This window comes from Streptomyces sp. HUAS TT11, assembly GCF_051553595.1.
In the GTDB taxonomy this organism is placed as follows: Bacteria; Actinomycetota; Actinomycetes; order Streptomycetales; family Streptomycetaceae; genus Streptomyces.
On the sequence record NZ_CP196184.1, the window covers coordinates 4,536,990 to 4,560,183 of the forward strand.

Below are 23,194 nucleotides of genomic sequence, written 5' to 3' on the forward strand. Positions count from 1 at the left end.
CCCTGCCGGGGTTCCGGGCCCGCTCTCGTCGCGCGCGCCTACTTCGGCTGCGGCTTGCGGATGGACAGGTGCAGCTCGCGCAGCCGCGTCTCGTCCAGCTCCGTCGGCGCGCCCATCATCAGGTCCAGGGCGTTGCCGTTCAGCGGGAAGGCGATCGTCTCGCGGATGTTGGGCTCGTCGGCCAGCAGCATGACGATGCGGTCCACGCCCGGCGCGATGCCGCCGTGCGGCGGGGCGCCGAAGCGGAAGGCACGCAGCATGCCCGAGAACTTGTCCTCGACGGTCTCCCGGTCGTAGCCCGCGATCTCGAAGGCCTTGAGCATGATCTCCGGCTCGTGGTTCCGGATGGCGCCGGAGGACAGCTCGACACCGTTGCAGACGATGTCGTACTGCCAGCCCAGGATGTCCAGCGGGTCCTGGGTCTCGAGCGCCTCCAGGCCGCCCTGCGGCATCGAGAACGGGTTGTGCGAGAAGTCGATCGCGCCGGTCTCCTCGTCCTTCTCGTACATCGGGAAGTCGACGATCCAGCAGAAGCGGAACACGCCCTCCTCGAAGTGGCCCGCGCGCTTGGCGGCCTCCACCCGTACGGCGCCCATGATCTTGGAGACCTCGTCGAACTCGCCCGCGCCGAAGAAGACGGCGTGGCCGGCCTCCAGACCGAGGCGCTCGGTGAGGACCTTGACGTTCTCCTCGGTGAGGAACTTGGCGATCGGGCCCGTCAGCGAGCCGTCCTCGGCGACGCGCACCCAGGCCAGTCCCTTGGCACCCAGCGAGACGGCGTAGTCGCCGAGCTGGTCGAAGAACTTGCGCGGCTGGTCCTGCACGGCCGGCACCGGCAGCGCACGCACGTGCTTGCCCGCGAAGGCCTTGAACTCCGAGCCCTCGAAGACGTCGGTGATGTCCACAAGCTCCAGCTTGGCGCGCAGGTCCGGCTTGTCCGAGCCGTACTTCAGCATCGCCTCGCGGAACGGGATCCGCGGGAAGGGGGAGGTGACGTGACGGCCACCGCCGAACTCCTCGAAGATCTCCGTCATGAGCTTCTCGATCGGCTGGAAGACGTCCTCCTGCTCGACGAAGCTCATCTCGACGTCGAGCTGGTAGAACTCGCCCGGCGAACGGTCCGCACGGGCGTCCTCGTCACGGAAGCAGGGCGCGATCTGGAAGTAGCGGTCGAAGCCGGAGATCATCAGCAGCTGCTTGAACTGCTGCGGGGCCTGCGGCAGCGCGTAGAACCTGCCCGCGTGCAGACGGGAGGGGACGACGAAGTCGCGGGCGCCCTCCGGGGAGGTCGCGCTGAGGATCGGCGTCGCCATCTCGTTGAAGCCCATCGCCGCCATCTTGTGGCGGATGGACGAGATCACGGAGGTGCGCAGCATGATGTTGCGGTGCATGCGCTCACGGCGCAGGTCCAGGAAGCGGTGCTCCAGACGCCGCTCCTCGTTCACCCCGTCCTCGGCGTTGATCGTGAAGGGGAGCGGGGCGGCCTCGCCCAGCACCTCCACCTCGCCGACCTCGATCTCGACCTCACCGGTCGGCAGGTCGGGGTTCACGTTCTCCGTGCCGCGGGAGACGACCTTGCCGTCGACACGGACGACCGTCTCCTTGGAGAGCTTGTCGAGCGTCTCGTAGGCGGGCGTGCCCGGACGCGCGACGAGCTGCGTGATGCCGTAGTGGTCGCGCAGATCGATGAAGAGGATGCCGCCCAGGTCGCGCCGATTGTGCAGCCAGCCGCTCAGCCGGACGTCGCTGCCGACGTCAGAGGCGCGGAGCTCGCCGCAGGTGTGGGACCTGTACCGATGCATCGTCGTTCATCCAGTCTTCGCGAATCGAGGTCTTTCCGGGGTCGCGCCCCGGAGCCTCCGGGCGGTCACGGCCCGGACCTATCAAGGGTACCGGCCGCCCCAAGATCGCCTCCCCCTCATTTCGCCCGGGGCGCGCCCGGATCCCGGTCCCCCACGTCGTCCGCAGAAGCACCGGGTCGCTCCGGGCCTTCGCAAGATCCGTGATTTCCGGCGATCGGTGGCACCCTTCGATCACCTCTTCTTACAGTGGGGCAATGCGCACTGGTGAGCCCCTGCCCGCCGTAGGGGACGTCCTGGCCGCTCTCGCGACCGGTCTGTGGCGCTACGACGCCGCCGCAGGACTCGTGACGCTGGACGCCGAGGCCGCGCGGCTGGTAGGGCTGCCCGCGCAGGCGACGACGCTCACCCAGGCCGGGATCCGCGCCCGGTTCCACCCCGTCGACTGGAACGAGGTCGACGGCGTCGTCCAGCTCGCCCTGGCCGAGGGCACCATCGCCGAGGTGCGGATGCGGATCATGGACGGGCACGGGCGCGTCGTCCGTACGGTCCGCAGCCGCTCCAAGCCGTCGATCGACCCGCGGACGGGCAGGTACGAGCTGGTCGGCACCCTCCAGGAGGTCACCGACCCCTCCCCGAACGCCGCACGCTCCCCCATCACCGGCGACTGGCGCCGCTCGCGCGAGGCGTTCCTGCTGGACGCGGGGCGCGCCCTCGCCGAGGCACGCTCCACACAGGAGGTGCTGCGGGTGGCGGCCGGGCTGGCGATGCCCGGCTTCTCCCCGGACGGGCTCGCGGTCTTCGGGGCCGAGGGCGACCGGCTGACCGTCGTCGGGCACCACGGGCACGAACCGGGGGACGAGGAGCCCTTCACCGAGATGTCGCTCGGCACGGACTACCCGGCCGCCGAGGTCGTGCGCACCGGCCGGGCGGTCTATCTGTCCTCGCCCGAGGAGTACCGGGCCCGCTATCCCGCCTCCTGGCCGCTCGCGGCGCCCTTCGGCCGCCAGTCGTGGGCCTATCTGCCGCTGACCGTGGCGGGCCGCACGATGGGCGCGTGGATGGCGGCCTTCAAGTACCCGGTCACGTTCACGCCCGACGAGCGCTCGGTGCTCACCACCGTCGCCCGGATGCTCGCCCAGGCGCTCTCCCGGGCGGGTGCCGCCGAGACGGAGCGGGAGCTGACGGACGGACTGCAGCGCTCGATGCTGCCCACGCTGGGCCCGGAGATACCGGGGATGGCCGTGGCAGCGCGCTACATACCCACCGGCGGCGGACTCCAGGTGGGCGGCGACTGGTACGACATGATCCAGCTGCCCGGCGGCCGGTTCGCGCTCACCATCGGCGACGTCCAGGGCCATGACGTGCGTGCCGCGGGCCTCATGGGCCAGCTGCGGATAGCGCTGCACGCCTACGCCTCCGAGGGCCATCGCCCGGACGCGGTCCTCTCCCGCGCCTCACGTTTCCTGCACGGCATGACCTACGGCGAGGACGGCGCCGACCTGCGCTTCGCGACCTGCCTCTACGTCGAGGTGGACCCGGCGACCGGAACGCTGGAGATCGCCCGCGCCGGACATCCCGACCCCGCCATCCGCACCGCCGACGGGACGGTGCTGATGCGCCCGACCGCGGGCGGACTGCCGCTCGGCATCGACCCCGACGCGGACTACCCCACCACCCGGCTCGTCCTGGAGCCCGGCGAGACCATGCTCATCTGCACGGACGGGCTGATCGAGACCGGCGGACACGATCTGGACACCGGCTGGCGGCGGATACGGCGGATCCTGGAGGAACACGAGGGCGACACGGAGGAGTTGGCCGAGGCGCTGGTCCAGGCCGTGCACGGGCCCTCCTCGCACCACGCCACGGGGCCGCTGACCGACCGGCGCGAGGACGACATCGCCGTACTGCTGCTGTGCCGGTCCGGCGACGGGAACCGCAGCACCGCCGTGTCGGGCGGCCGGCATGTGGTGCGCCGCACGATGCTGACGGTCAAGCAGGCCGAGCCGGAGCGGGTCGCGGTCGCCCGGCAGCAGGTGCGCGAGCTGCTGCACGACTGGTCCTCCGAGGATCAGGTCAACTCGGCCGTCCTGCTGGTCTCCGAGGTGCTCACGAACGTCCTCGTGCACACCGACACCGACGCGCTCCTCGTCGCGGAGGTCTTCAGCGACCCCGACGGCCTGGACAGTGCGGACGGCAGGCGCGGGCGCCTGGTGCGCGTGGAGGTCACGGACGGCGGCGACGACCTCCCGCACAAGCGCGACCCGGGGGAGCTCGCCTCCTCCGGACGCGGTCTGGTTCTCATCGAACTGCTCGCCGACGCCTGGGGGGTGGACCCGCGGGGCAAGGGCAAGAGCACCTGGTTCGAGCTGCACGAGGAGCCCGCGAAGGAGGACGGGGAGGTTCAGGACCCGCTTCGGTGAGGGGCGGCGAGGGCGTCCCGCACACCGCCGGGCTCACCGTCCGCCCCCGGGTTCCGGTGGCGGGGTCCGGTCCGCCTCGCCGTCGCCGTAGCGCGCCTTGAGCTCGTGGGCGACGCCGAACGCCGCCGCCGTCAGCGGGACGGCCAGCAGCATTCCCAGGATCCCGGCGACCGACGCGCCCGCGGTGATCGCCAGCAGGACGGCCGCGGGATGCATCTGCACGGTCCGGCTCTGGATCACCGGCTGGAGCACATGCCCCTCCAGCAGCTGCACGGCGACGACCACACCGAGCGCCCACAGGGCGATGACGAACCCGCGGTCGGCGAGGGCGACCAGGATCGCGACCGCGCCGGAGAGGAAGGCCCCGAGGTAGGGGACGTAGGCGCCGACGAAGACGAGCGCACCGAGCCCGATCGCACCCGGCACGCGCAGGATCAGCAGCCCCACGGTGATGCAGATCGCGTCGATGAGCGCGATGATCGTGGTCCCGCGCATGAACCCCTCGACCGCCTCGAAGGCGCGCCGCGCCATGACCTCGACGCTGTCGGCGGCACCGTGCGGGACGAGCGAGCGCAGTACTCCGGTGACCCGGTCGGAGTCGCGCAGGAAGAAGAAGACGAGGAGCAGGGCCAGGACGGCCATGGCGATCGTCTCGCCGACGACGCTGACCCCGCTGATGACGTTGGAGGCGGCGGTCCCGCCGAACTTGGTCAGCAGTTCCCGGGAATGGGACACCAGGTCGTCCAGTGAGGTCCCGGCGGCCCCGAAGTGCTGCGCGAGCGACTTCGCGGCGTGTCTGAGCGAGTCGACGATCTGCTGGCCACTGTCCATGAGCGCCGTGACGACGACGTACACGGCCCCGCCCACCACGGCCACCACGGCGACACAGGTGATCACGGCGGCGAGCGACCGCTGCACGCCGATCTGTACGAGCCGCCGGTACAGGGGCCCGAGGAGCGCGGTTCCGAGGAGCGCCAGCAGCACCGGCACGACGGCTGTGCGGAACACTCCGCACAGCCGGATCACGACCCAGCCGACCCCCGTGACCAGCAGGACGACGGCGCACCACGCGGCGAGCCGGCGAACGGGGTCGGGAAGGAGCTGCACCTTCCAAGACCAGCATGCCGAGGGCGGGCTGTCCTGTGCGGACGGCCCGCCCGGGTGACGCGGCGTCAGGCCCGCTCGGCCGCGCGGCTCGTGGTCAGGAGCCCTGCGGACCGCTCTCGGTCATCCCGTGCACCGCGGGGACCGTGCCGAGCCGGCCCTTCTGGAAGTCCTCGAAGGCCTGCTGCAGCTCCTCACGGGTGTTCATCACGAACGGACCGTAGTGCGCCATCGGCTCACGGATCGGCTGCCCGCCCAGCAGGACGACCTCCAGGTCCGGCGTGTTCGAGTCCTGCTTCTCGTCCGCGCGGACGGTCAGCGAGGAGCCCGCTCCGAACACGGCGGTCTGGCCGACGTGGATCGGCCGCCGCTCCGCGCCCACGGTGCCCCGTCCGGCCAGGACGTACGCGAGGCCGTTGAAGTCCTCGCGCCAGGGCAGGGTGACCTCCGCGCCCGGCGCCACGGTCGCGTGGACCAGGGTGATCGGGGTGTGCGTGATGCCCGGGCCCTTGTGGCCGTCCAGCTCACCGGCGATGACGCGCAGCAGCGCGCCCCCGTCGGGGGTCGTCAGAAGCTGCACCTGGCCGCCGCGGATGTCCTGGTAGCGCGGGGCCATCATCTTGTCCTTGGCGGGCAGGTTGACCCAGAGCTGGATGCCGTGGAACAGGCCGCCGGACATGACCAGCGACTCCGGCGGGGCCTCGATGTGCAGCAGGCCCGAACCGGCGGTCATCCACTGGGTGTCGCCGTTGGTGATGGTGCCACCACCGCCCTGGGAGTCCTGGTGGTCGAAGATCCCGTCGATGATGTAGGTGACGGTTTCGAAGCCGCGGTGGGGGTGCCACGGGGTGCCCTTGGGCTCGCCCGGCGCGTACTCCACCTCGCCCATCTGGTCCATCATGATGAACGGGTCGAGGTGGCGGTAATGGATCCCGGCGAAGGCGCGACGGACCGGGAAGCCCTCGCCCTCGAAACCGCTGGGTGCGGTCGTGACACCGAGCACGGGTCGGGCCACCGCGTCGGCCGAAGCGACCACGCGGGGCAGGGTCAGCGGGTTTTCGACGGTCACTGCAGGCATGTCGGTACCTCCTTGTGCTCTTACTTTAGTTGATGGTTGAACTTTCTGCCACCCGGAACACGGAAAGCCCGGAGGGAATTCCCTCCGGGCTCCCGTCGCCGCACCGGTGTGTCACTTGGTGAAGTACAGGCACTTCCGGGCGCCACACACCGTGGAGTTCACGGTGCCGCCGGGCCTCGGAGTCCACCGAGCAGGGCCGGCCCGGCCGGGGCGGATCCCGCCGCGGCCGCGCTCGGCGCGACCGAACCGGATGAGGACCGCGAGCGCCGTCGCGGCCGAGGTGCTGCGCACACGCACAGTGCTGGAACCCCCGCAAGAGATCCCGGGATCGCCGGGAGACGAGGGCGCCGCGCGACACGCGGACACCACCGCGTGAGGGTCGGTCGGCATGCGGGCGCGGCCGCCGGAGGGAACTCTATGTCATGCCCGTGACAAAAATGGCGGGGATCACCCTGCGGCCGGGAGCAGCACGGTCCGGGAGATCGGCCGTCCGTGCGGCCGAGGCATACGGCTCACGGCCGGACATGGGCGTCGGACATACGCGGCACATGCGCCCGGCCGCCCGCACGGCAACGGCGACCCGTCGTCGGCGTGGAGCGGGTGTCCAGCCGAGGAGCGGGTGTCCAGCCGTCGGTGAAGCGGTGGCGCCCCGCGACGCCGGCATGATCCGAACGGCAGGCCCTAGCCGTACATCCGCCGCATCGCGAACTCCACCATCTGCTCGACCGCCTTCGCGTCGAAGACCATCCGGTGCTCACCCTCCATGTCGAGGACGAACCCGTACCCGGTCGGCAGCAGATCGATCACCTCGGCCCCGGTGATCACGAAGTACTTCGACTCCTTGCCGGCGTACCGGCGCAGCTCCTTGAGCGAGGTGAACATGGGGATCACGGGCTGCTGGGTGTTGTGCAGCGCCAGGAATCCCGGGTTGTCGCCGCGCGGGCAGTACACCTTGGACGTGGCGAGGATCTGCTGGAAGTCCTCGGCCGACATCGATCCGGTGGTGAACGCCCGGACCGCGTCCGCGAGCGACGGCGGGGACGGCTCGGGGTACAGCGGGGGCTGCTGGCCGTACCCGCCGGGCATCTGCCCGCCCGGCATCTGCTGCCCGGGCATCTGCTGCTGCGCCGAGGCGTACTGCTGCTGCGCGCCCGTGTTCTGGTAGCCGTACATGCCCCAAAGAGTAGTGGGCCACATCAGGGCCATGAGGGGTTGATTCTTATTACCGACGGGTAGCATCATCGGAGCTACTAGTTGGTATGTGAACCAGATGCGAGGAGACAGTGCCTCGCCGATCCCGCTACGGAGCCGTCGCCATGGGGCACTACAAGTCGAATCTCCGCGACATCGAGTTCAACCTCTTCGAGGTGCTCGGGCGCGACAAGCTGTACGGCACCGGTCCGTTCGCGGAGATGGACCCGGACACCGCCAAGAGCGTCCTCGCGGAGCTCACCCGCCTGTCCGAGAACGAGCTGGCGGAGTCCTTCATCGACGCCGACCGCAACCCGCCGGTCTTCGATCCCGAGACGAACACCGCGCCCGTCCCGGCGTCCTTCAAGAAGAGCTACAAAGCCTTCATGGACGCCGAGTACTGGCGCCTCGGACTGCCGGAGGAGATCGGCGGCACCGCCACCCCTCCGTCGCTGATCTGGTCGTACGCGGAGCTGGTCCTCGGCTCGAACCCGGCGATCTGGATGTACTCCTCCGGCCCGGCGTTCGCCCGCATCCTCTTCGAGGAGGGCAACGAGGTCCAGAAGAAGATCGCCCGGATCGCCGTCGACAGGACCTGGGGCTCCACCATGGTGCTCACCGAGCCGGACGCCGGCTCGGACGTGGGCGCCGGGCGGGCCAAGGCCGTCCAGCAGGAGGACGGCTCCTGGCACATCGAGGGCGTGAAGCGGTTCATCACCTCCGGTGAGCACGACATGGAGGAGAACATCCTCCACTACGTCCTCGCCCGTCCCGAGGGTGCCGGCCCCGGCACCAAGGGTCTGTCCCTCTTCCTCGTCCCGAAGTACCTCTTCGACTTCGAGACCGGCGAGTTGGGCGAGCGCAACGGCGTGTACGCCACCAACGTCGAGCACAAGATGGGCCTGAAGGCCTCCAACACCTGCGAGATGACCTTCGGCGACCGCCACCCGGCCAAGGGCTGGCTGATCGGCGACAAGCACGACGGCATCCGCCAGATGTTCCGCATCATCGAGTTCGCCCGCATGATGGTCGGCACGAAGGCGATCTCCACGCTGTCCACCGGCTACCTGAACGCGCTCGAGTACGCCAAGGAGCGCGTGCAGGGTACGGATCTGGCCAACTTCATGGACAAGGCCGCGCCCAAGGTCACCATCACGCACCACCCCGACGTGCGCCGCTCGCTGATGACGCAGAAGGCCTACGCGGAGGGCATGCGCGCCCTCGTCCTGCACACCGCCTCCGTCCAGGACGCGATCGCGGTCAAGGAGGCGAACGGCGAGGACGCCTCCGCCGAGCACGCCCTGAACGACCTGCTCCTGCCGATCGTCAAGGGATACGGCTCCGAGAAGGGCTACGAGCAGCTCGCCCAGTCCCTGCAGACCTTCGGCGGCTCCGGCTTCCTGCAGGAGTACCCGATCGAGCAGTACATCCGCGACGCCAAGATCGACACCCTGTACGAGGGCACCACCGCCATCCAGGGCCAGGACTTCTTCTTCCGGAAGATCGTCCGCAACCAGGGCGCGGCACTGAACTCCCTCGCCGAGGACATCAAGAAGTTCCTGGCACTCGGCACGGGTGGCGAGGATCTGGCAGGTGCCCGCGAGCACCTGGCCAAGGCGGCCGTCGAGCTGGAGGCCATCGTCGGCCTGATGCTGACCGACCTCGCCGCCACCGAGAAGGACGTCAAGAACATCTACAAGGTGGGGCTCAACACCACCCGCCTGCTGCTGGCCTCCGGCGACGTCATCGTCGGCTACCTCCTGCTGAGGGGTGCCTCGGTCGCCGCCGAGAAGCTTCAGACGGCCTCCACGAGGGACAAGGCGTTCTACACCGGCAAGATCGCGGCGGCGAAGTTCTTCGCGGCCAACGTCCTGCCGGGCGTGACGCTGGCCCGCAAGGTGGCCGAAGGCGTGGACCTGGACCTCATGGAGCTGGACGAGGCCGCCTTCTAGGACGCCGCCGGCCCGGTCCCGTCGCCCGCGGCGTCCGCGCGGGCCCGCAGGCGCTCCGGCCCGTCCGGAACCCCGACTCTCCACATCCCCCTTACGAGGGCCCGCTCCCGATCACCGGGAGCGGGCCCTCGTCCGTCGTTAAGGTGAACACATGAGCACAAGCCTCCGCTTCGACCGCGGCCACACCGACGACCTCATGTCCTTCCTGGCGGCGAGCCCATCGCCGTACCACGCCGTGGCGCACGCCGCCGAGCGGCTGGAGAAGGCGGGCTTCCGCCAGGTCGCCGAGACGGATGCGTGGGACGGTACGAGCGGCGGCAGGTACGTGCTGCGCGGGGGCGCGATCATCGCGTGGTACGTCCCCGAGGGTGCCGAAGCCCACACGCCGTTCCGGATCATGGGCGCGCACACCGACTCCCCGAACCTTCGGGTGAAGCCGCGGCCGGACAGCGGTGCGCACGGCTGGCGGCAGATCGCCGTGGAGATCTACGGCGGCCCCCTGCTCAACTCCTGGCTGGACCGCGACCTCGGCCTCTCGGGCCGGCTGTCCCTGCGCGACGGCTCCACCCGCCTGGTGAACGTCGACAGACCGCTGCTGCGCGTGCCGCAGCTGGCCATCCACCTGGACCGCTCGGTCTCCGCCGACGGGCTGAAGCTCGACAAGCAGCGCCACCTCCAGCCCGTCTGGGGTCTGGCCGACGACGTGCGGGACGGGGACCTGATCGCCTTCCTGGAGGAGGAGTTCGGCCTGGCCGCGGGCGAGGTGACGGGCTGGGACCTGATGACCCACTCCGTCGAGCCGCCGGCCTACCTGGGCCGCGACAAGGACCTGGTGGCGGGGCCGCGCATGGACAACCTGCTGTCGGTGCACGCGGCCACCGCGGCACTGGCGGGCGTGGCCGCCTCCGACGCCGGGCTGTCGTACATCCCGGTGCTCGCGGCCTTCGACCACGAGGAGAACGGCTCCCAGTCGGACACGGGTGCCGACGGCCCGCTGCTCGGATCGGTGCTGGAGCGCTCGGTGTTCGCCCGCGGCGGCACGTACGAGGACCGGGCCCGTGCCTTCGCCGGCTCGGTCTGCCTGTCCTCCGACACCGGGCACGCCGTCCACCCCAACTACGCGGAGCGGCACGACCCGACCCACCACCCCCGCGCCAACGGCGGCCCCATCCTCAAGGTGAACGTCAACAACCGCTACGCCACGGACGGTTCGGGCCGGGCCGTCTTCGCCGCGGCCTGCGAGAAGGCGAACGTGCCCTTCCAGTCCTTCGTGTCGAACAACTCGATGCCCTGCGGCACGACCATCGGCCCCATCACCGCGGCCCGCCACGGCATCCGCACCGTCGACATCGGCGCGGCGATCCTGTCCATGCACAGCACCCGCGAGTTGTGCGGCGCGGACGACCCCCACATGCTGGCGAACGCGCTGGTGGCGTTCCTGGAGGGGTGAGGAACGGAGCCGCGCCCGCCGCCGCGCATGCCCACCCCGGACCCGGGTACCCGGGTCCGGGGCCGGAAGGGCCGGCCCCGCAGGGAGGGCAGGAGACATGGGCCTGGGCGGATGCATCATCCTGATCGCCGTGGGGGCCATCCTCGCGTTCGCGACCGACTGGCACATGCAGGGCGTCGACCTTCAACTGGTCGGAGTCATCTGCATGATCGTCGGCCTGATAGGGGTGGCCACGTTCAGCAGCATCTACCGCCGCAGGCGGGTCGTGGTGCCGCCACCGGTCGTCGAGGAGGAGCGGCACCACCCCCGGGACGGGTACGGGCTCTGACCCCGGACCCGCCCGGCCCGTCGGGTACTACTCCGCGTCCATGCCCGCCAGCACCAGGGGAAGCCGCTCCGCTCCGCCCTGTGTCAGACGGACGGGGACTCCCCAGTCCTGCTGGTGGACGTGGCACGCCGGGTACTCGTTGGCGGGATCGTCGTCGCAGGACGCGGCCATCGCCGAGACGTGCAGGACGCCCTCGGACACGGCCGGGTTCAGCTCCAGCTCACGCGAGAGGTCCGTGTCCGCTCCCTCGCCCTTGAGCAGCAGCTCGGGCGGGGTCGAGGAGACCAGCAGCCGGGTCGAGGGGCCGTAGCGGGTGTCGAGCTTCTGACCGGCCGGAGCCTGGAAGATCACATCCAGCCGCAGCCCGCCCGGCGCCACCTCGGTCGCCGCCCGCTGGGTGCGGTGGGCGACCGAGGCGACCTGGACCGCCTCCTCGGGCAGCCGCAGCCGGGTCAGCCGGTGGCGGGCCGACTCCACGACCACGATGTCCTCGCCGACGAGCACCGCGTCCGAGGGCTCCCGCAGATCCGTCGCCAGCGTGCTCACCTCGCCGGTGGCCGGATCGTAGCGACGCAGGGCGTGGTTGTAGGTGTCGCTGACCGCCACCGAGCCGTCCGGCAGGGCGGTCACGCCCAACGGGTGCTGGAGCAGCGCCTGCTCCGCCGCGCCGTCGCGGTGCCCGAAGTCGAAGAGCCCCGTGCCGACGGCCGTGCGGACCGCGCCGTCCCGGTCCACCCAGCGCAGGGCGCTCGTCTCGGAGTCCGCCAGCCACAGCCGCTCCCCGTCGGTGGAGACCGCGAGCCCGGAGGGCTGGGCGAACCAGGCCTCGTCGCCCGGGCCGTCCACCAGCCCCTCGTTGGTGGTCCCGGCCGCCACCGCGACCGAGGCCGACTCCGGGTCGTACGTCCACAGTTGGTGCACACCGGCCATCGCGATCCAGACCCGGCCGCCGAAGACCGCCACGTCCCACGGTGAGGAGAGGTCCACCTCCCGGGCGGGACCGGACGTGGGCGAACCCTGCCACCACTGCCTGCCGGTGCCCGCCAGGGTGGTGACCTCGCCGGTCGCCAGGTCCAGTCGGCGCAGCGCGTGGTTCACGGTGTCGGCGACGACCACCGCCCCGTCGTCCAGCAGCGCGAGTCCCTGCGGTTCGCTGAAGGCCGCCGCATCCGCCGGGCCGTCCGCGAAGCCCCGCGCGCCCGACCCGATCCGGCGGACGACCTCCTCCCCGTCCGCAGCCAGCTCCACCAGCTGGTGCCGGGTGGTGTCGCTGACCAGGAACGTCCCGGACGGCAGCAGAAGCGCCTTGCCCGGGAAGCGCAGGGATGTGGGGCTGGGCTCCGGCGCCACGTACGGCCCGTCGCCGCGGCGCAGGGTGCCCTTGGCCGCGTGCTCCTCCTCCAGCTCGGCAACGAGCCGCGCTATCGCGTGCGCATGCCCCTCCCCCGCGTGCTGGGCGACCACATAGCCCTCGGGGTCGATGACCACGAGCGTCGGCCACGCGCGGACGGCGTACTGCTTCCACGTGGCGAGTTCGGGGTCGTCGAGGACGGGGTGCTCCACTCCGTACCGCTCGACGGCGTCCACCACCGCCTGGTGCTCCGCCTCGTGGACGAACTTCGGGGAGTGCACGCCGATGATCACCACGGTGTCGCGATGCTTCTCCTCCAGCTCGCGCAGCTCGTCCAGGACGTGCAGGCAGTTGATGCAGCAGAACGTCCAGAAATCGAGGATGACGATACGTCCTCGCAGGTCGGCGAGGGTGTACTGCTCACCGCCCGTGTTCAGCCAGCCACCCTTGCCGATCAGCTCGGGGGCACGGACACGGACGCGACGCGGTGCGGAGTGGTTCATGGGTCAAGAGTGCCATCCGGGGCGAGATCACCGCGGAGCCTGTGGACAACTTCGGTGACCGTGCGTACACGCCCGTCCACCGGATGCGGTCGTGCGGTCACCGGGAGATGCTCGACCCAGACAGGGGGGTCATCGCAAGGGAGCAGTTCCATGCCACGAGACATCGACGACCAGATGCCCCGCCGGGACCGCGCACGCGAGTACGGCGAGATCTCCGGCGAAGGGTCGCGCGACCGGGACGGGCACGAGCAGGACCCGGGCGGGTCCGACGCCTCGGACCCCGACCTGCGCCGTGAGCGCGGTGACGGTCGCACGTCGTGGGACGACGACGATGACGACACGCAGCAGGGCTATCGGTAGGCCCTGTCCCGGCCCCGGGCTCCGCCGGTGGCCCCACTCGCGGTGTCCGGGCGAGTCCCCCGCGGTCCGGCGGGGGACTCGTCGGCGTCACCAGGGCCAGGGCCGCCGGCCCTGGGACTCATCGGGCCAGCGGGTGCCCCGTGGTCGCGTCCACATGGCCGGGGATCTCCTCGTGGCGGTCGCCGACCGTCACGGTCCCGGTCGGCTCGAACATGAGGATGGAGGCGCCGGCGGGGGCGGACGGCTTGTGCGCCGTACCCCGGGGGACGGTGAAGACCGAGCCCCGGGGCAGCGTGACAGTGCGCTCGCCGGCCGGCTCGCGCAGCGCGATGCTCAGTTCGCCGTCCAGGACGAGGAAGAACTCGTCGGTGTGGTCGTGCGTGTGCCAGAGGTGCTCGCCCTCGACCTTGGCGACGCGGACGTCGTAGTCGTTGACGGCGGTGACGATGCGCGGGCTCCACAGCTCGGTGAAGGAGGCGAGGGCCGCGGCGAGGGAGACGGGTTCCTTGGGTTCCATGCCGCCATCGTGCGGGTGTTCCCCGGCCCGCACGAGTGCTAGAAATCGCATATGCCGCAAGGATCCTCTCAGGCGTCGTCCGTGCACCGGGTCGTCCTGGTCGTGGACGAGAACTCGAACCCCTTCGAGATGAGCTGCGCCATCGAGGTCTTCGGGCTCGAGCGGCCCGAGCTGGGCCGCAGGCTCTACGACTTCCGGTTGTGCGCGGCGGCGCCGACGACCCGGATGCGGGACGGCTTCTTCTCACTGACCGGCGTCGCGGGCCTCGAGGCCGTCGACGACGCGGACACACTGATCGTGCCGAACCGGCCCGACACCGACACCCCGCGCTCGCCGGAGGTCCTGGACGCCGTACGCGGGGCGCACGCACGGGGAGCACGGCTGATCGGTTTCTGCTCCGGCGCCTTCACCCTCGCCGAGGCCGGGCTGCTCGACGGGCGGCGCGCGGCCTGCCACTGGATGTGGGGCGCGTCGTTCCGGGCGCGGTTCCCCCAGGTCGAGTTGGAGCCGGACGTGCTCTTCGTGGACGACGGCGACATCCTCACCGCCTCCGGCAGCGCGTCGGCCCTGGACCTCGCGCTGCACGTCGTGCGCCGCGACCACGGAGCCGAGGTCGCCAACGCCGTATCCCGCCGGCTGGTCTTCGCGGCGCACCGCGACGGCGGACAGCGGCAGTTCGTGGAGCGGCCGGTGCCCGAGGTGCCGGACGAGTCGCTGGCACCGCTTCTGGCCTGGACGCAGGAACATCTGGCCGAACCGCTCACCGTCGCCGGCCTCGCGGCGCGCGCCGCGGTGAGCACCGCCACCCTGCACCGCCGCTTCCGCGCCCAGCTGGGCACCACTCCGCTGGCCTGGCTGACCGGCGAGCGTGTCGCCCTCGCCTGCCGGCTGATCGAACGGGGGGAGGCGCGGCTTGACGTGGTCGCGACGCGCAGCGGCCTCGGCACGGCCGCCAACCTGCGGGCACGTCTCCGGCGCGAGACCGGACTCAGCCCGTCGGCCTACCGGCGGCGTTTCGGACCGGCCACGGGGGAAGCCCTTCTCGTATGAGATTCCTCGTACGCGACCGGCTCCTCGGCTTCGGTGACGACTACTGGATCGAGGACCAGCACGGCAACAAGGTCTTCCTGGTCGACGGCAAGGCGATGCGACTGCGGGACACCTTCGAACTGAAGGACACGCAGGGGCGGGTCCTGATCGACATCCACCAGAAGATGTTCGCCCTGCGCGACACGATGATCATCGAACGTGACGGCGAACCGCTGGCCAGGATCAAGCGCAAGCGGCTGTCCCTGCTGCGCAACCACTACCGCGTCTCGCTGGCGGACGGCTCGGAACTCGACGTCAGCGGCAAGATCCTCGACCGCGAGTTCGCCATCGACTACGACGAGGAGCTGCTCGCGCAGATCTCCCGCCGCTGGCTGCACGTCCGGGAGACGTACGGCGTCGACATCGTGCGCGAGGACCTGGACCCGGCCCTGCTGATCGCGGTGGCCGTGTGCGTGATCCACCTGGCCGAGAAGGAGCGCGAGGAGGACTGAGCGGTCCGGCCGCAGGGTGCTGCCGGGACGGACGGACGGCACCGGGTCGGTCCGGTGCCCTCCTGCGGCCTGCCCGGGAACCGGCCCCCTTCAGGGCCGGCCCCCCTGCCTCACTTCGTCACCGCGAACGCCAGGAAGATCGCCGCCGTGAGTTCCGGGTCCCCCTCGGCCTTGATGCGGTCCGCCACGACGTCCGCGGGGACGCGACCGCAGGCGAGTCGGACATAGGTCTCCCAGTCGAGCGTGAGCGACACCGCGGGGCCGAGGGAGGGCGCGCCGTCGATCGAGCCGCGGCCCTCCGCGTCGAGCCGGACCGTCCGCAGGAACTCGACGGGGCCGTGGACGTCGAAGACGGTCGCCGAACCGGCGGGCGCCCCGGCCTCCTCGACCACCTTCGGCAGTGCGGCCAGCAGTTCGTCCCGCGTGATGTACGCGCCGGGCGAGTCCAGGTTCCCCGGCCGGCCGAGGGCCGCCCGCAGGTCCTGCTCGTGCACCCATACGTCGAACGCGCGGTACCGCATGGCCTCTTCGAGGGTCTGCTCGGTGCCGAGCGGACCGCGCACCTTGGCCCCCGGGTCCCGTGTCTCGTTCCGCAGCTGACGGTTGCGGCGGATGATCGTGTACTCCAGCTCGGAGGTCATCTCCGGTGCCGTGTGATGGCGGCGGACGTCGACCTGCATCTCCATGTAGCGCTGGTGCTCGTTCGTGACGTGGAACAGGTCGCGCGGGAGCGTGTGGATCGGCCGCGGGTCGCCGAGCATCTCGCAGTCCATGCCGATCACATGGGAGACGATGTCGCGCACCGACCAGCCGGGGCAGGGGGTCCTGCGGTTCCATTCGCCTTCGACCAGCGGCTGAACCAGTTCGGATATCGCTTCGATGGAGTGGGTCCAAGCGTCGGCGTAGGGCTGGAGAGTGGGATGCAGACTCACGGAACGGGACCCCTCGGGCGGTCGGTGCACGGGCGGTTGGTGCGGCAGTGTCGACGGGCGGCGACTGTCGGCGGGTGTCTCGGAACGTTAAGTTACGCTGCTGTGAGGCACCCCGGCAGTGCTTTCGTGTGACGATCGTAGGCCCGAAGAGACGGCTCGAATGCCAGGACGGTGGTAGTGTGCGCGCCTCCCTCATCCAATTCCGGGTAGACGACGACGAATCGGTCGATTCGCGTCGCCGTCGCGCCGCGGCTCTGGTGCGCGATCAAGCCGGAGTCGATCTGGTGGTGCTGCCCGAGCTGTGGACGACCGGGGCGTTCGCCTACGAGCGGTTCGGAACCGAGGCCGAGCCGCTCCGGGGGCCGACGTACGAGGCGATGGCCGAGGCGGCGAGGGACGCGGGCGTGTGGCTGCACGCCGGGTCGATCCCGGAGCGGGGCGCGTCCGCGGGCGGCGCGGACGACGGCCCCCTGTACAACACCTCGCTCGTCTTCTCCCCCTCCGGTGAGCCGGCCGCCTTCTACCGCAAGATCCACCGCTTCGGCTTCGACAAGGGCGAGGCCGTGCTGATGGGCGCGGGCACCGAGACGGTGACGGTGCGTCTGCCGGAGACGACGCTCGGCGTGGCCACCTGCTACGACCTGCGCTTCCCCGAGCTGTTCCGCTCGCTCGTGGACGCGGGGGCCGAGACGCTGGTGATCCCCGCGGGATGGCCCGAGCGCCGCCGGTCCCACTGGACGCTGCTGGCACAGGCGCGGGCGGTCGAGAACCAGGCGTACGTCCTCGCCTGCGGAACGGCCGGCACGCACGCCGGGGTTCCGCAGGCGGGTCACTCGATCGTGGTGGATCCCTGGGGCGAGGTCCTCGGGGAGGCGGGGGCCGACGAGGAGATCCTCACGGTGGAGTTCGACCCGGCGAAGGTCGCGACCACCCGGGACCAGTTCCCGGCGCTGAAGGACCGGGTGCTGGGCCTGGACCGCCCGCACCGCTGACGGGACGTTCCGCGAGCGGGCGGCGTCCGCGCCGCCCGCGCCCCGGCACCGGCGGCCGATCACCGGCCGGCCGCGTGACCGACCGGCCCGGACAGCACACCTAGGCCGGTACGTGCACCGTCTCCACCCGGCTCGCCACCAGCCGCTCGCGCTCCCGGCGCGCCGCCTGTTCGCGCAACCGCAGGATCTGGCTGAGCCCCAGCGCCTGGAGGACGAACACCGTGCAGAACGCCACGGTGTAGTTGTCGCCGGTGGCGTCCAGGAGCACACCGATCGCCAGCAGCGTCGTCATGGAGGCCACGAAACCGCCCATGTTGGTGATGCCGGAGGCCGTGCCCTGACGCTCCGGCGGGTTCGCCGGGCGGGCGAAGTCGAAGCCGAGCATGGAGGCCGGGCCGCAGGCCCCGAGCACCGTGCACAGCACGATCAGCAGCCACGTCGGCGCGTGCGGGCCCGGGTAGGCGAGCGTCGCCGCCCAGACGGCCGCCGTGGCGCCGACCGTCCCGAGCGCCAGCGGCAGCCGTGCCGCGTGGTGCCGGGCGACGATCTGCCCGTAGACCAGTCCGACCACCATGTTCGACAGCACCACGAGCGTCAGCAGGTCACCGGCCGTCGCCCTGGACAGGCCCTGGGCCTCGACCAGGAACGGCAGGCCCCACAGCAGCAGGAACACCATCGCCGGGAACTGCGTCGTGAAGTGGACCCACATGCCGAGGCGGGTGCCCGGCTCCTTCCAGGACGCGACGATCTGCCGCCGCACGTAAGCCGAGCCGTGGTGCGGGAACGGCTCCGGCTCGTACCCCTCGGGGTGGTCCCTGAGGAAGACCAGAAGCAGCACGAAGACGACCGCTCCGGCGAGCGCGCTGCCGCCGAACGCCGCGGTCCAGCCCACCCCGTGCAGCAGCCGGGCCAGCACCAGGGTCGAGACCAGGTTGCCCGCCATGCCCACCAGACCCGCGAGCTGGGCGACCAGGGGACCGCGCCGGGCCGGGAACCAGCGGGTGCCGAGCCGCAGGACGCTGATGAAGGTCATGGCGTCGCCGCAGCCGAGCAGCGCACGCGAGGCGAGCGCCATGCCGTACGACGGGGAGAGGGCGAACCCCACCTGGCCGGCCGTGAACAGGACGACCCCGATGGCCAGCACCTTCTTGGTGCCCAGCCGGTCCACCAGCAGGCCGACGGGTATCTGCATGCCCGCGTAGACGAGGAGTTGCAGGATGGAGAAGGTCGACAGGGCCGAAGCGCCCACATGGAAACGGTCCGCGGCGTCGAGTCCGGCCACGCCGAGGGACGTGCGGAAGATGACGGCGACGAAGTAGACCGAGACACCGACGGCCCACACGGCCACGGCACGACGGCCGCCCGGCGGATCGCCGGGCAGCGACGCGGTTCGGGCGCCCACGGAGCGGGAACTCATCGCACCTCACCCCGTGCGAGGTGGGAGAACCAGCTGACGTGGCGGTGGACGATGTCGACGGCCGCCGCGGCGTCGCCGGACCGCAGGGCGTCCAGGATCTCCTCGTGCTCGGTGAGCGTCTTGGCGATCCGGTCGGGGTGCGAGTGCATGACCGCGACCCCCATCCGCAGCTGGCGGTCGCGCAGTTGGTCGTACAGACGGGAGAGGATCTCGTTGCCGCCGCTGCGCACGATCTCTGCGTGGAAGGCGCGGTCCGTGACCGCGGCTGCGGCCAGGTCGCCGGCGGCGGCCTGCTCCTTCTGACGGGCGAGCAGTTCCTCCAGGCGGGTGATCAGGCCGGCCGGGGCGGGCACGGCCTTGCGGGCCGCGTGCTCCTCGACGAGCTGGCGTGTCTCGACCACGTCCGCGATCTCCTGGGCGGAGACGGGCAGGACGAGGGCCCCCTTCTTCGGGTAGAGCCTGATCAGTCCCTCGACCTCCAGCCGCAGCAGCGCCTCCCGCACCGGGGTCCTCGAGACGCCGACCGCCTCGGCGAGCTCGCCCTCGGTGAGCAGCGTCCCGCCCTCGTAACGGCGCTCCAGGACACCCTTCTTGACGTGGGCGTACACACGGTCGGCGGCGGGCGGCTGCTTGACGGACGGCTTCTCGGGCGCCGGCGCGGCGGACGGGGCTGAAGGCATGCGCACATCATAGATACAACGCGTACACATGCCGATGGACGTCCATCATGCGGACGGCGCCCCCATCCGAAAAATCCCCCCGCCAACCGCACATCCATCTGACCCACTTACGAGTCTCACGAGAAGGCGGCCTTGCCATCTGGCCGTCCTCCAGGGGCATTTGGATGTTTTCTGAGGCATCAAAGACGCAATCGGAGCGTTTGACTTGATTACCGGCATTAAGGGCACGCGAGTTCGCAGGGCCGTAGCGGCAGTGATCACCACCGGTGCCGTGCTCACCACCGGAGCTCTCACCGCGGCGCCCGCGCAGGCCGTCACGAAGCCCTCGATCACCGCCAAGGGCGGGTTCGTGATGAACAACGGCAGCGGCAAGACGCTGTTCACCAAGGCGGCCGACACCCGGCTGTCCACCGGTTCCACCACCAAGATCATGACGGCGAAGGTGGTGCTGGCACAGCCGCACCTGAACCTGGACACGAAGGTCACGATCCAGAAGGCGTACAGCGACTACATCGTCGCCAACAACGCCTCGTCCGCCCACCTGATCGTGGGTGACAAGGTCACCGTCCGCCAGCTGCTGTACGGGCTGATGCTGCCCTCGGGCTGCGACGCCGCCTACGCGCTCGCCGACAAGTTCGGCACCGGCTCGACGCGAGCCGCGCGCGTGAAGTCGTTCATCGGCAAGATGAACAGTTCCGCCAAGAGCCTCGGCCTGAAGAACACGCACTTCGATTCGTTCGACGGCATCGGCAAGGGCAGCAACTACTCCACGCCCCGCGACCTCACCAAGATCGCGAGCAGCGCCATGAAGAGCTCCACCTTCCGCGCCGTCGTGAAGACGAAGTCCACGAAGCAGAAGGTGACCACCAAGAGCGGCGGCTACCGCTACTACACCTGGACCAACACCAACCCGCTGCTCGGCACCTACAGCGGCGCCATCGGCGTCAAGACGGGCTCCGGCCCGCAGGCCAAGTACTGCCTGGTCTTCGCCGCGACCCGCAACGGCAAGACGGTCATCGGCACGGTCCTGGCGTCCTCCTCGGTCGCCAACCGCACCGCGGACGCGAAGAAGCTCCTGAACTACGGCTTCGCCGTCTGACCTTCACCGCACACGGCACGAAGGGGCCCGGCCGCACTCCCGCGGCCGGGCCCCTTCGCCTGTGTTTCGCGTACATGGAGTGCGGAAGTGCCCCGGGGACTAGCCCCAGGTGATCAGGCGCTTGGGCTGCTCGAGGACGGCCGCCACATCCGCGAGGACCTTCGAGCCCAGCTCGCCGTCGACCAGGCGGTGGTCGAAGCTGAGGGCCAGGGTGGTGACCTGGCGGGGCTTGACCTTGCCCTTGTGGACCCACGGCTGGAGCTTGATCGCCCCGACCGCGAGGATCGCCGACTCGCCCGGGTTGAGGATCGGCGTGCCGGTGTCGACGCCGAACACGCCCACGTTCGTGATGGTGACCGTGCCGCCCTGCATCGCGGCCGGGGACGTCCTGCCCTCGCGGGCCGTCGCCACCAGCTCGCCCAGCGCCTCGGCCAGCTGCGGGAGCGTCTTGTCGTGCGCGTCCTTGATGTTCGGCACGATCAGACCGCGCGGGGTCGCCGCCGCGATGCCCAGGTTCACATAGTGCTTGCGCACGATCTCCTGGTTGGCCTCGTCCCAGGACGCGTTGACGTCCGGGTTGCGCCTGATCGCCACGAGCAGGGCCTTGGCGATGAGGAGCAGCGGGTTGACCCGGAGCCCCTGCATGTCCTTGTCCTGCTTGAGCTCCTCGACCAGCTTCATCGTCCGCGTCACGTCGACCGTCACGAACTCCGTGACGTGCGGGGCGGTGAAGGCCGAGCCGACCATCGCCTGTGCGATGGCCTTGCGGACGCCCTTGACCGGGATACGGGTCTCCCGGGCGCCGTCGTACGTCACCGCGGGCGCCGGCGCCGGCGCGGCGGCCGGTGCCTCGACGGCCGCGGGCACCGCGGGGGCCGGTACGGACGCCACGGCGGCGTGCACGTCCTCGCGGGTGATGATCCCGTCCGGACCCGACGGCCGCACCGACGCCAGGTCGACGCCCAGATCCTTGGCGAGCTTGCGCACCGGAGGCTTCGCGAGCGGGCGGTCGACCGCCTGCGTGCCGCCGTGCCCGTTCAGCTCGCTCTGCAGCGCCGTGGCCGCCTGGAGGGCCTCCTCGGCGGGCGCTGCGGTCTTGCGGGGCCTGCGCCGGGTGGAGGACTCGGCGACGCCGTACCCCACGAGGACCGGCTGGCGCCCCTGCCGCTCGGGCTCCTCGGCCGGGGCCTCCTCGGCGGGCGCCGGAGCCTCCTCGGCCGGGGCGCCCCCGGTCACGTCGACCGCGATGATCGCGGTGCCGACGTCGACCGTGGTGCCCTCGGGGAAGCGGAGTTCGCGCACCACTCCGTCGTACGGGATGGGCAGCTCCACGGCCGCCTTCGCGGTCTCCACCTCGCAGACGACCTGTCCGTCGGTGACCGTGTCACCGGGCTGCACGTACCACTTGAGGATCTCCGCCTCGGTGAGTCCCTCGCCCACGTCGGGCATCTTGAACTCGCGAACGGACGCGTCAGTCATCGTCGTCACGACCCTCTCCTCAGTACGCCAGGGCGCGGTCGACTGCGTCGAGCACCCGGTCCAGGCCCGGCAGGTACTCCTCCTCCAGCCGCGCCGGCGGGTACGGGGCGTGATAGCCGCCGACCCGCAGGACGGGCGCCTCGAGGTGGTAGAAGCACCGCTCGGTGATACGGGCGGCGATCTCCGCACCCGAACCGAAGAACACCGGGGCCTCGTGCACCACGACCAGGCGGCGGGTCTTCTCCACCGACGCCTGGACGGAGTCGAAGTCGAGCGGGGAGACCGAGCGCAGATCGAGGACCTCGAGGGACTTGCCCTCCTCCTCGGCCGCGGCCGCGACCTCCTGGCACACCTTCACCATCGGCCCGTAGGCGACGAGCGTCAGGTCCGTGCCCTCACGCACCACACGGGCCTTGTGCAGCGGGCCGGGGATGGCCTCGACGTTCACCTCGCCCTTGTCCCAGTAGCGCCGCTTCGGCTCGAAGAAGATCACCGGGTCGTCGCTCTGGATCGCCTGCTGCATCATCCAGTAGGCGTCCGAGGCGTTCGAAGGGGAGACGATCTTCAGGCCCGCGACATGGGCGAACAGCGACTCGGGGGACTCGCTGTGGTGCTCGACCGCGCCGATGCCGCCACCGTAGGGGATGCGCACGACGACCGGCATCTTGACCTTGCCGAGCGAGCGGGCGTGCATCTTCGCCAGCTGCGTGACGATCTGGTCGTACGCCGGGAAGACGAAGCCGTCGAACTGGATCTCCACCACCGGCCGGTACCCGCGCAGGGCCAGGCCGATCGCCGTGCCGACGATGCCCGACTCGGCGAGCGGGGTGTCGATGACCCGCTCCTCGCCGAAGTCCTTCTGCAGGCCGTCGGTGACCCGGAAGACACCGCCGAGCTTGCCGACGTCCTCGCCCATCACCAGGACCTTCGGGTCCGACTCCAGGGCCTTGCGCAGCGATTCGTTGATCGCCTTGGCCAGCGCCATCTTCTCCGCCATG

The 23,194-nt window shown here is 70.8% G+C and carries 20 protein-coding genes; 9 read left to right on the forward strand and 11 right to left on the reverse strand.

Going from position 1 to position 23,194, the window contains the following annotated elements; all coding sequences use genetic code 11:
• Positions 1-38 precede the first annotated feature (38 nt).
• The gene (gene aspS / locus ACSHXN_RS20260) at positions 39-1,802 is read right to left on the reverse strand and encodes an aspartate--tRNA ligase (protein ID WP_355128817.1); all 1,764 of its coding nucleotides are present in this window, start codon (positions 1,800-1,802) and stop codon (positions 39-41) included.
• A gap of 254 nt (positions 1,803-2,056) precedes the next feature.
• Here aspS and ACSHXN_RS20265 point away from each other — a divergent pair, with 254 nt between their 5' ends.
• On the forward strand, positions 2,057-4,222 hold the full coding sequence (locus ACSHXN_RS20265; protein WP_355128815.1) for a SpoIIE family protein phosphatase: 2,166 nt from the start codon (positions 2,057-2,059) through the stop codon (positions 4,220-4,222).
• Positions 4,223-4,255: 33 nt separating this feature from the next.
• Here ACSHXN_RS20265 and ACSHXN_RS20270 read toward each other — a convergent pair whose 3' ends face one another.
• The 3 genes from ACSHXN_RS20270 to ACSHXN_RS20280 form a co-directional block, all read right to left on the reverse strand.
• Entirely contained in the window at positions 4,256-5,329 is a 1,074-nt protein-coding gene (locus ACSHXN_RS20270) for an AI-2E family transporter (RefSeq protein ID WP_355128813.1), read from the reverse strand.
• Positions 5,330-5,423: 94 nt separating this feature from the next.
• Entirely contained in the window at positions 5,424-6,404 is a 981-nt protein-coding gene (locus ACSHXN_RS20275; RefSeq protein WP_355128811.1) for a pirin family protein, read from the reverse strand.
• Positions 6,405-7,085: 681 nt separating this feature from the next.
• A complete protein-coding gene (locus ACSHXN_RS20280; protein ID WP_059130386.1) occupies positions 7,086-7,577 on the reverse strand; it encodes an SseB family protein in 492 nt (163 codons plus the stop codon).
• Positions 7,578-7,720: 143 nt separating this feature from the next.
• Between ACSHXN_RS20280 and ACSHXN_RS20285 the strand changes: the two genes are divergently transcribed.
• The 3 genes from ACSHXN_RS20285 (at position 7,721) to ACSHXN_RS20295 (ending at position 11,325) form a co-directional block, all read left to right on the forward strand.
• On the forward strand, positions 7,721-9,547 hold the full coding sequence (locus ACSHXN_RS20285; protein ID WP_438306485.1) for an acyl-CoA dehydrogenase: 1,827 nt from the start codon (positions 7,721-7,723) through the stop codon (positions 9,545-9,547).
• 151 nt (positions 9,548-9,698) lie between these two features.
• Positions 9,699-10,997: a M18 family aminopeptidase gene (locus ACSHXN_RS20290; protein WP_355128807.1), complete on the forward strand. Its 1,299-nt coding sequence runs from the start codon at positions 9,699-9,701 to the stop codon at positions 10,995-10,997.
• 97 nt (positions 10,998-11,094) lie between these two features.
• On the forward strand, positions 11,095-11,325 hold the full coding sequence (locus ACSHXN_RS20295) for a DUF6458 family protein (RefSeq protein ID WP_059130383.1): 231 nt from the start codon (positions 11,095-11,097) through the stop codon (positions 11,323-11,325).
• 27 nt (positions 11,326-11,352) lie between these two features.
• On the opposite strand, the gene ACSHXN_RS20300 is transcribed toward ACSHXN_RS20295, so the two are convergent.
• A complete protein-coding gene (locus ACSHXN_RS20300) occupies positions 11,353-13,179 on the reverse strand; it encodes a thioredoxin-like domain-containing protein (protein ID WP_438303477.1) in 1,827 nt (608 codons plus the stop codon).
• A 150-nt stretch (positions 13,180-13,329) separates the two neighbouring features.
• On the opposite strand from ACSHXN_RS20300, the gene ACSHXN_RS20305 reads away from it, so the two are divergent.
• Positions 13,330-13,539 (forward strand): hypothetical protein, encoded by a 210-nt coding sequence (locus ACSHXN_RS20305; protein ID WP_355128803.1) that lies wholly within the window; start codon positions 13,330-13,332, stop codon positions 13,537-13,539.
• Positions 13,540-13,657: 118 nt separating this feature from the next.
• Here ACSHXN_RS20305 and ACSHXN_RS20310 read toward each other — a convergent pair whose 3' ends face one another.
• Positions 13,658-14,056: a cupin domain-containing protein gene (locus ACSHXN_RS20310; RefSeq protein ID WP_355128801.1), complete on the reverse strand. Its 399-nt coding sequence runs from the start codon at positions 14,054-14,056 to the stop codon at positions 13,658-13,660.
• A gap of 51 nt (positions 14,057-14,107) precedes the next feature.
• Between ACSHXN_RS20310 and ACSHXN_RS20315 the strand changes: the two genes are divergently transcribed.
• On the forward strand, positions 14,108-15,106 hold the full coding sequence (locus tag ACSHXN_RS20315) for a GlxA family transcriptional regulator (RefSeq protein ID WP_355128799.1): 999 nt from the start codon (positions 14,108-14,110) through the stop codon (positions 15,104-15,106).
• The gene (locus ACSHXN_RS20320; RefSeq protein ID WP_059130378.1) at positions 15,103-15,597 is read left to right on the forward strand and encodes an LURP-one-related/scramblase family protein; all 495 of its coding nucleotides are present in this window, start codon (positions 15,103-15,105) and stop codon (positions 15,595-15,597) included. Before ACSHXN_RS20315 ends, ACSHXN_RS20320 begins: the two co-directional genes overlap by 4 nt.
• Before the next feature lie 110 nt (positions 15,598-15,707).
• On the opposite strand, the gene ACSHXN_RS20325 is transcribed toward ACSHXN_RS20320, so the two are convergent.
• Positions 15,708-16,529 carry a maleylpyruvate isomerase family mycothiol-dependent enzyme gene (locus ACSHXN_RS20325; RefSeq protein ID WP_355128795.1) on the reverse strand — a complete coding sequence of 274 codons (822 nt, stop codon included), beginning with the start codon at positions 16,527-16,529 and terminating at the stop codon, positions 15,708-15,710.
• Between the two features lie 179 nt (positions 16,530-16,708).
• On the opposite strand from ACSHXN_RS20325, the gene ACSHXN_RS20330 reads away from it, so the two are divergent.
• On the forward strand, positions 16,709-17,521 hold the full coding sequence (locus tag ACSHXN_RS20330; protein WP_355128794.1) for a carbon-nitrogen family hydrolase: 813 nt from the start codon (positions 16,709-16,711) through the stop codon (positions 17,519-17,521).
• Positions 17,522-17,621: 100 nt separating this feature from the next.
• Here ACSHXN_RS20330 and ACSHXN_RS20335 read toward each other — a convergent pair whose 3' ends face one another.
• Both ACSHXN_RS20335 and ACSHXN_RS20340 read right to left on the reverse strand, forming a co-directional pair.
• Entirely contained in the window at positions 17,622-18,938 is a 1,317-nt protein-coding gene (locus tag ACSHXN_RS20335; protein ID WP_355128792.1) for an MFS transporter, read from the reverse strand.
• On the reverse strand, positions 18,935-19,618 hold the full coding sequence (locus ACSHXN_RS20340; RefSeq protein ID WP_355128790.1) for a GntR family transcriptional regulator: 684 nt from the start codon (positions 19,616-19,618) through the stop codon (positions 18,935-18,937). The genes ACSHXN_RS20335 and ACSHXN_RS20340 overlap by 4 nt, the downstream gene beginning before the upstream one ends.
• A gap of 205 nt (positions 19,619-19,823) precedes the next feature.
• Here ACSHXN_RS20340 and ACSHXN_RS20345 point away from each other — a divergent pair, with 205 nt between their 5' ends.
• The gene (locus tag ACSHXN_RS20345) at positions 19,824-20,717 is read left to right on the forward strand and encodes a D-alanyl-D-alanine carboxypeptidase family protein (protein ID WP_355128788.1); all 894 of its coding nucleotides are present in this window, start codon (positions 19,824-19,826) and stop codon (positions 20,715-20,717) included.
• A 99-nt stretch (positions 20,718-20,816) separates the two neighbouring features.
• Here the strand turns inward: ACSHXN_RS20345 and ACSHXN_RS20350 are convergent, their stop codons facing one another.
• Both ACSHXN_RS20350 and ACSHXN_RS20355 read right to left on the reverse strand, forming a co-directional pair.
• Complete coding sequence (locus ACSHXN_RS20350; protein ID WP_355128786.1) at positions 20,817-22,205, reverse strand: dihydrolipoamide acetyltransferase family protein; 1,389 nt, start codon at positions 22,203-22,205, stop codon at positions 20,817-20,819.
• Between the two features lie 10 nt (positions 22,206-22,215).
• On the reverse strand, positions 22,216-23,193 hold the full coding sequence (locus ACSHXN_RS20355) for an alpha-ketoacid dehydrogenase subunit beta (RefSeq protein WP_059130371.1): 978 nt from the start codon (positions 23,191-23,193) through the stop codon (positions 22,216-22,218).
• Between the last annotated feature and the right edge of the window lies 1 nt (position 23,194).

Bases quoted from the DNA above. Each gene is read 5' to 3' on its own strand.
- aspS (WP_355128817.1), bottom strand. From the start codon at position 1,802: ATGCATCGGTACAGGTCCCACACCTGCGGCGAGCTCCGCGCCTCTGAC.
- ACSHXN_RS20265 (WP_355128815.1), top strand. From the start codon at position 2,057: ATGCGCACTGGTGAGCCCCTGCCCGCCGTAGGGGACGTCCTGGCCGCT.
- ACSHXN_RS20275 (WP_355128811.1), bottom strand. From the start codon at position 6,404: ATGCCTGCAGTGACCGTCGAAAACCCGCTGACCCTGCCCCGCGTGGTC.
- ACSHXN_RS20280 (WP_059130386.1), bottom strand. From the start codon at position 7,577: ATGTACGGCTACCAGAACACGGGCGCGCAGCAGCAGTACGCCTCGGCG.
- ACSHXN_RS20285 (WP_438306485.1), top strand. From the start codon at position 7,721: ATGGGGCACTACAAGTCGAATCTCCGCGACATCGAGTTCAACCTCTTC.
- ACSHXN_RS20290 (WP_355128807.1), top strand. From the start codon at position 9,699: ATGAGCACAAGCCTCCGCTTCGACCGCGGCCACACCGACGACCTCATG.
- ACSHXN_RS20295 (WP_059130383.1), top strand. From the start codon at position 11,095: ATGGGCCTGGGCGGATGCATCATCCTGATCGCCGTGGGGGCCATCCTC.
- ACSHXN_RS20300 (WP_438303477.1), bottom strand. From the start codon at position 13,179: ATGAACCACTCCGCACCGCGTCGCGTCCGTGTCCGTGCCCCCGAGCTG.
- ACSHXN_RS20305 (WP_355128803.1), top strand. From the start codon at position 13,330: ATGCCACGAGACATCGACGACCAGATGCCCCGCCGGGACCGCGCACGC.
- ACSHXN_RS20310 (WP_355128801.1), bottom strand. From the start codon at position 14,056: ATGGAACCCAAGGAACCCGTCTCCCTCGCCGCGGCCCTCGCCTCCTTC.
- ACSHXN_RS20315 (WP_355128799.1), top strand. From the start codon at position 14,108: ATGCCGCAAGGATCCTCTCAGGCGTCGTCCGTGCACCGGGTCGTCCTG.
- ACSHXN_RS20320 (WP_059130378.1), top strand. From the start codon at position 15,103: ATGAGATTCCTCGTACGCGACCGGCTCCTCGGCTTCGGTGACGACTAC.
- ACSHXN_RS20335 (WP_355128792.1), bottom strand. From the start codon at position 18,938: ATGAGTTCCCGCTCCGTGGGCGCCCGAACCGCGTCGCTGCCCGGCGAT.
- ACSHXN_RS20340 (WP_355128790.1), bottom strand. From the start codon at position 19,618: ATGCCTTCAGCCCCGTCCGCCGCGCCGGCGCCCGAGAAGCCGTCCGTC.
- ACSHXN_RS20355 (WP_059130371.1), bottom strand. From the start codon at position 23,193: ATGGCGGAGAAGATGGCGCTGGCCAAGGCGATCAACGAATCGCTGCGC.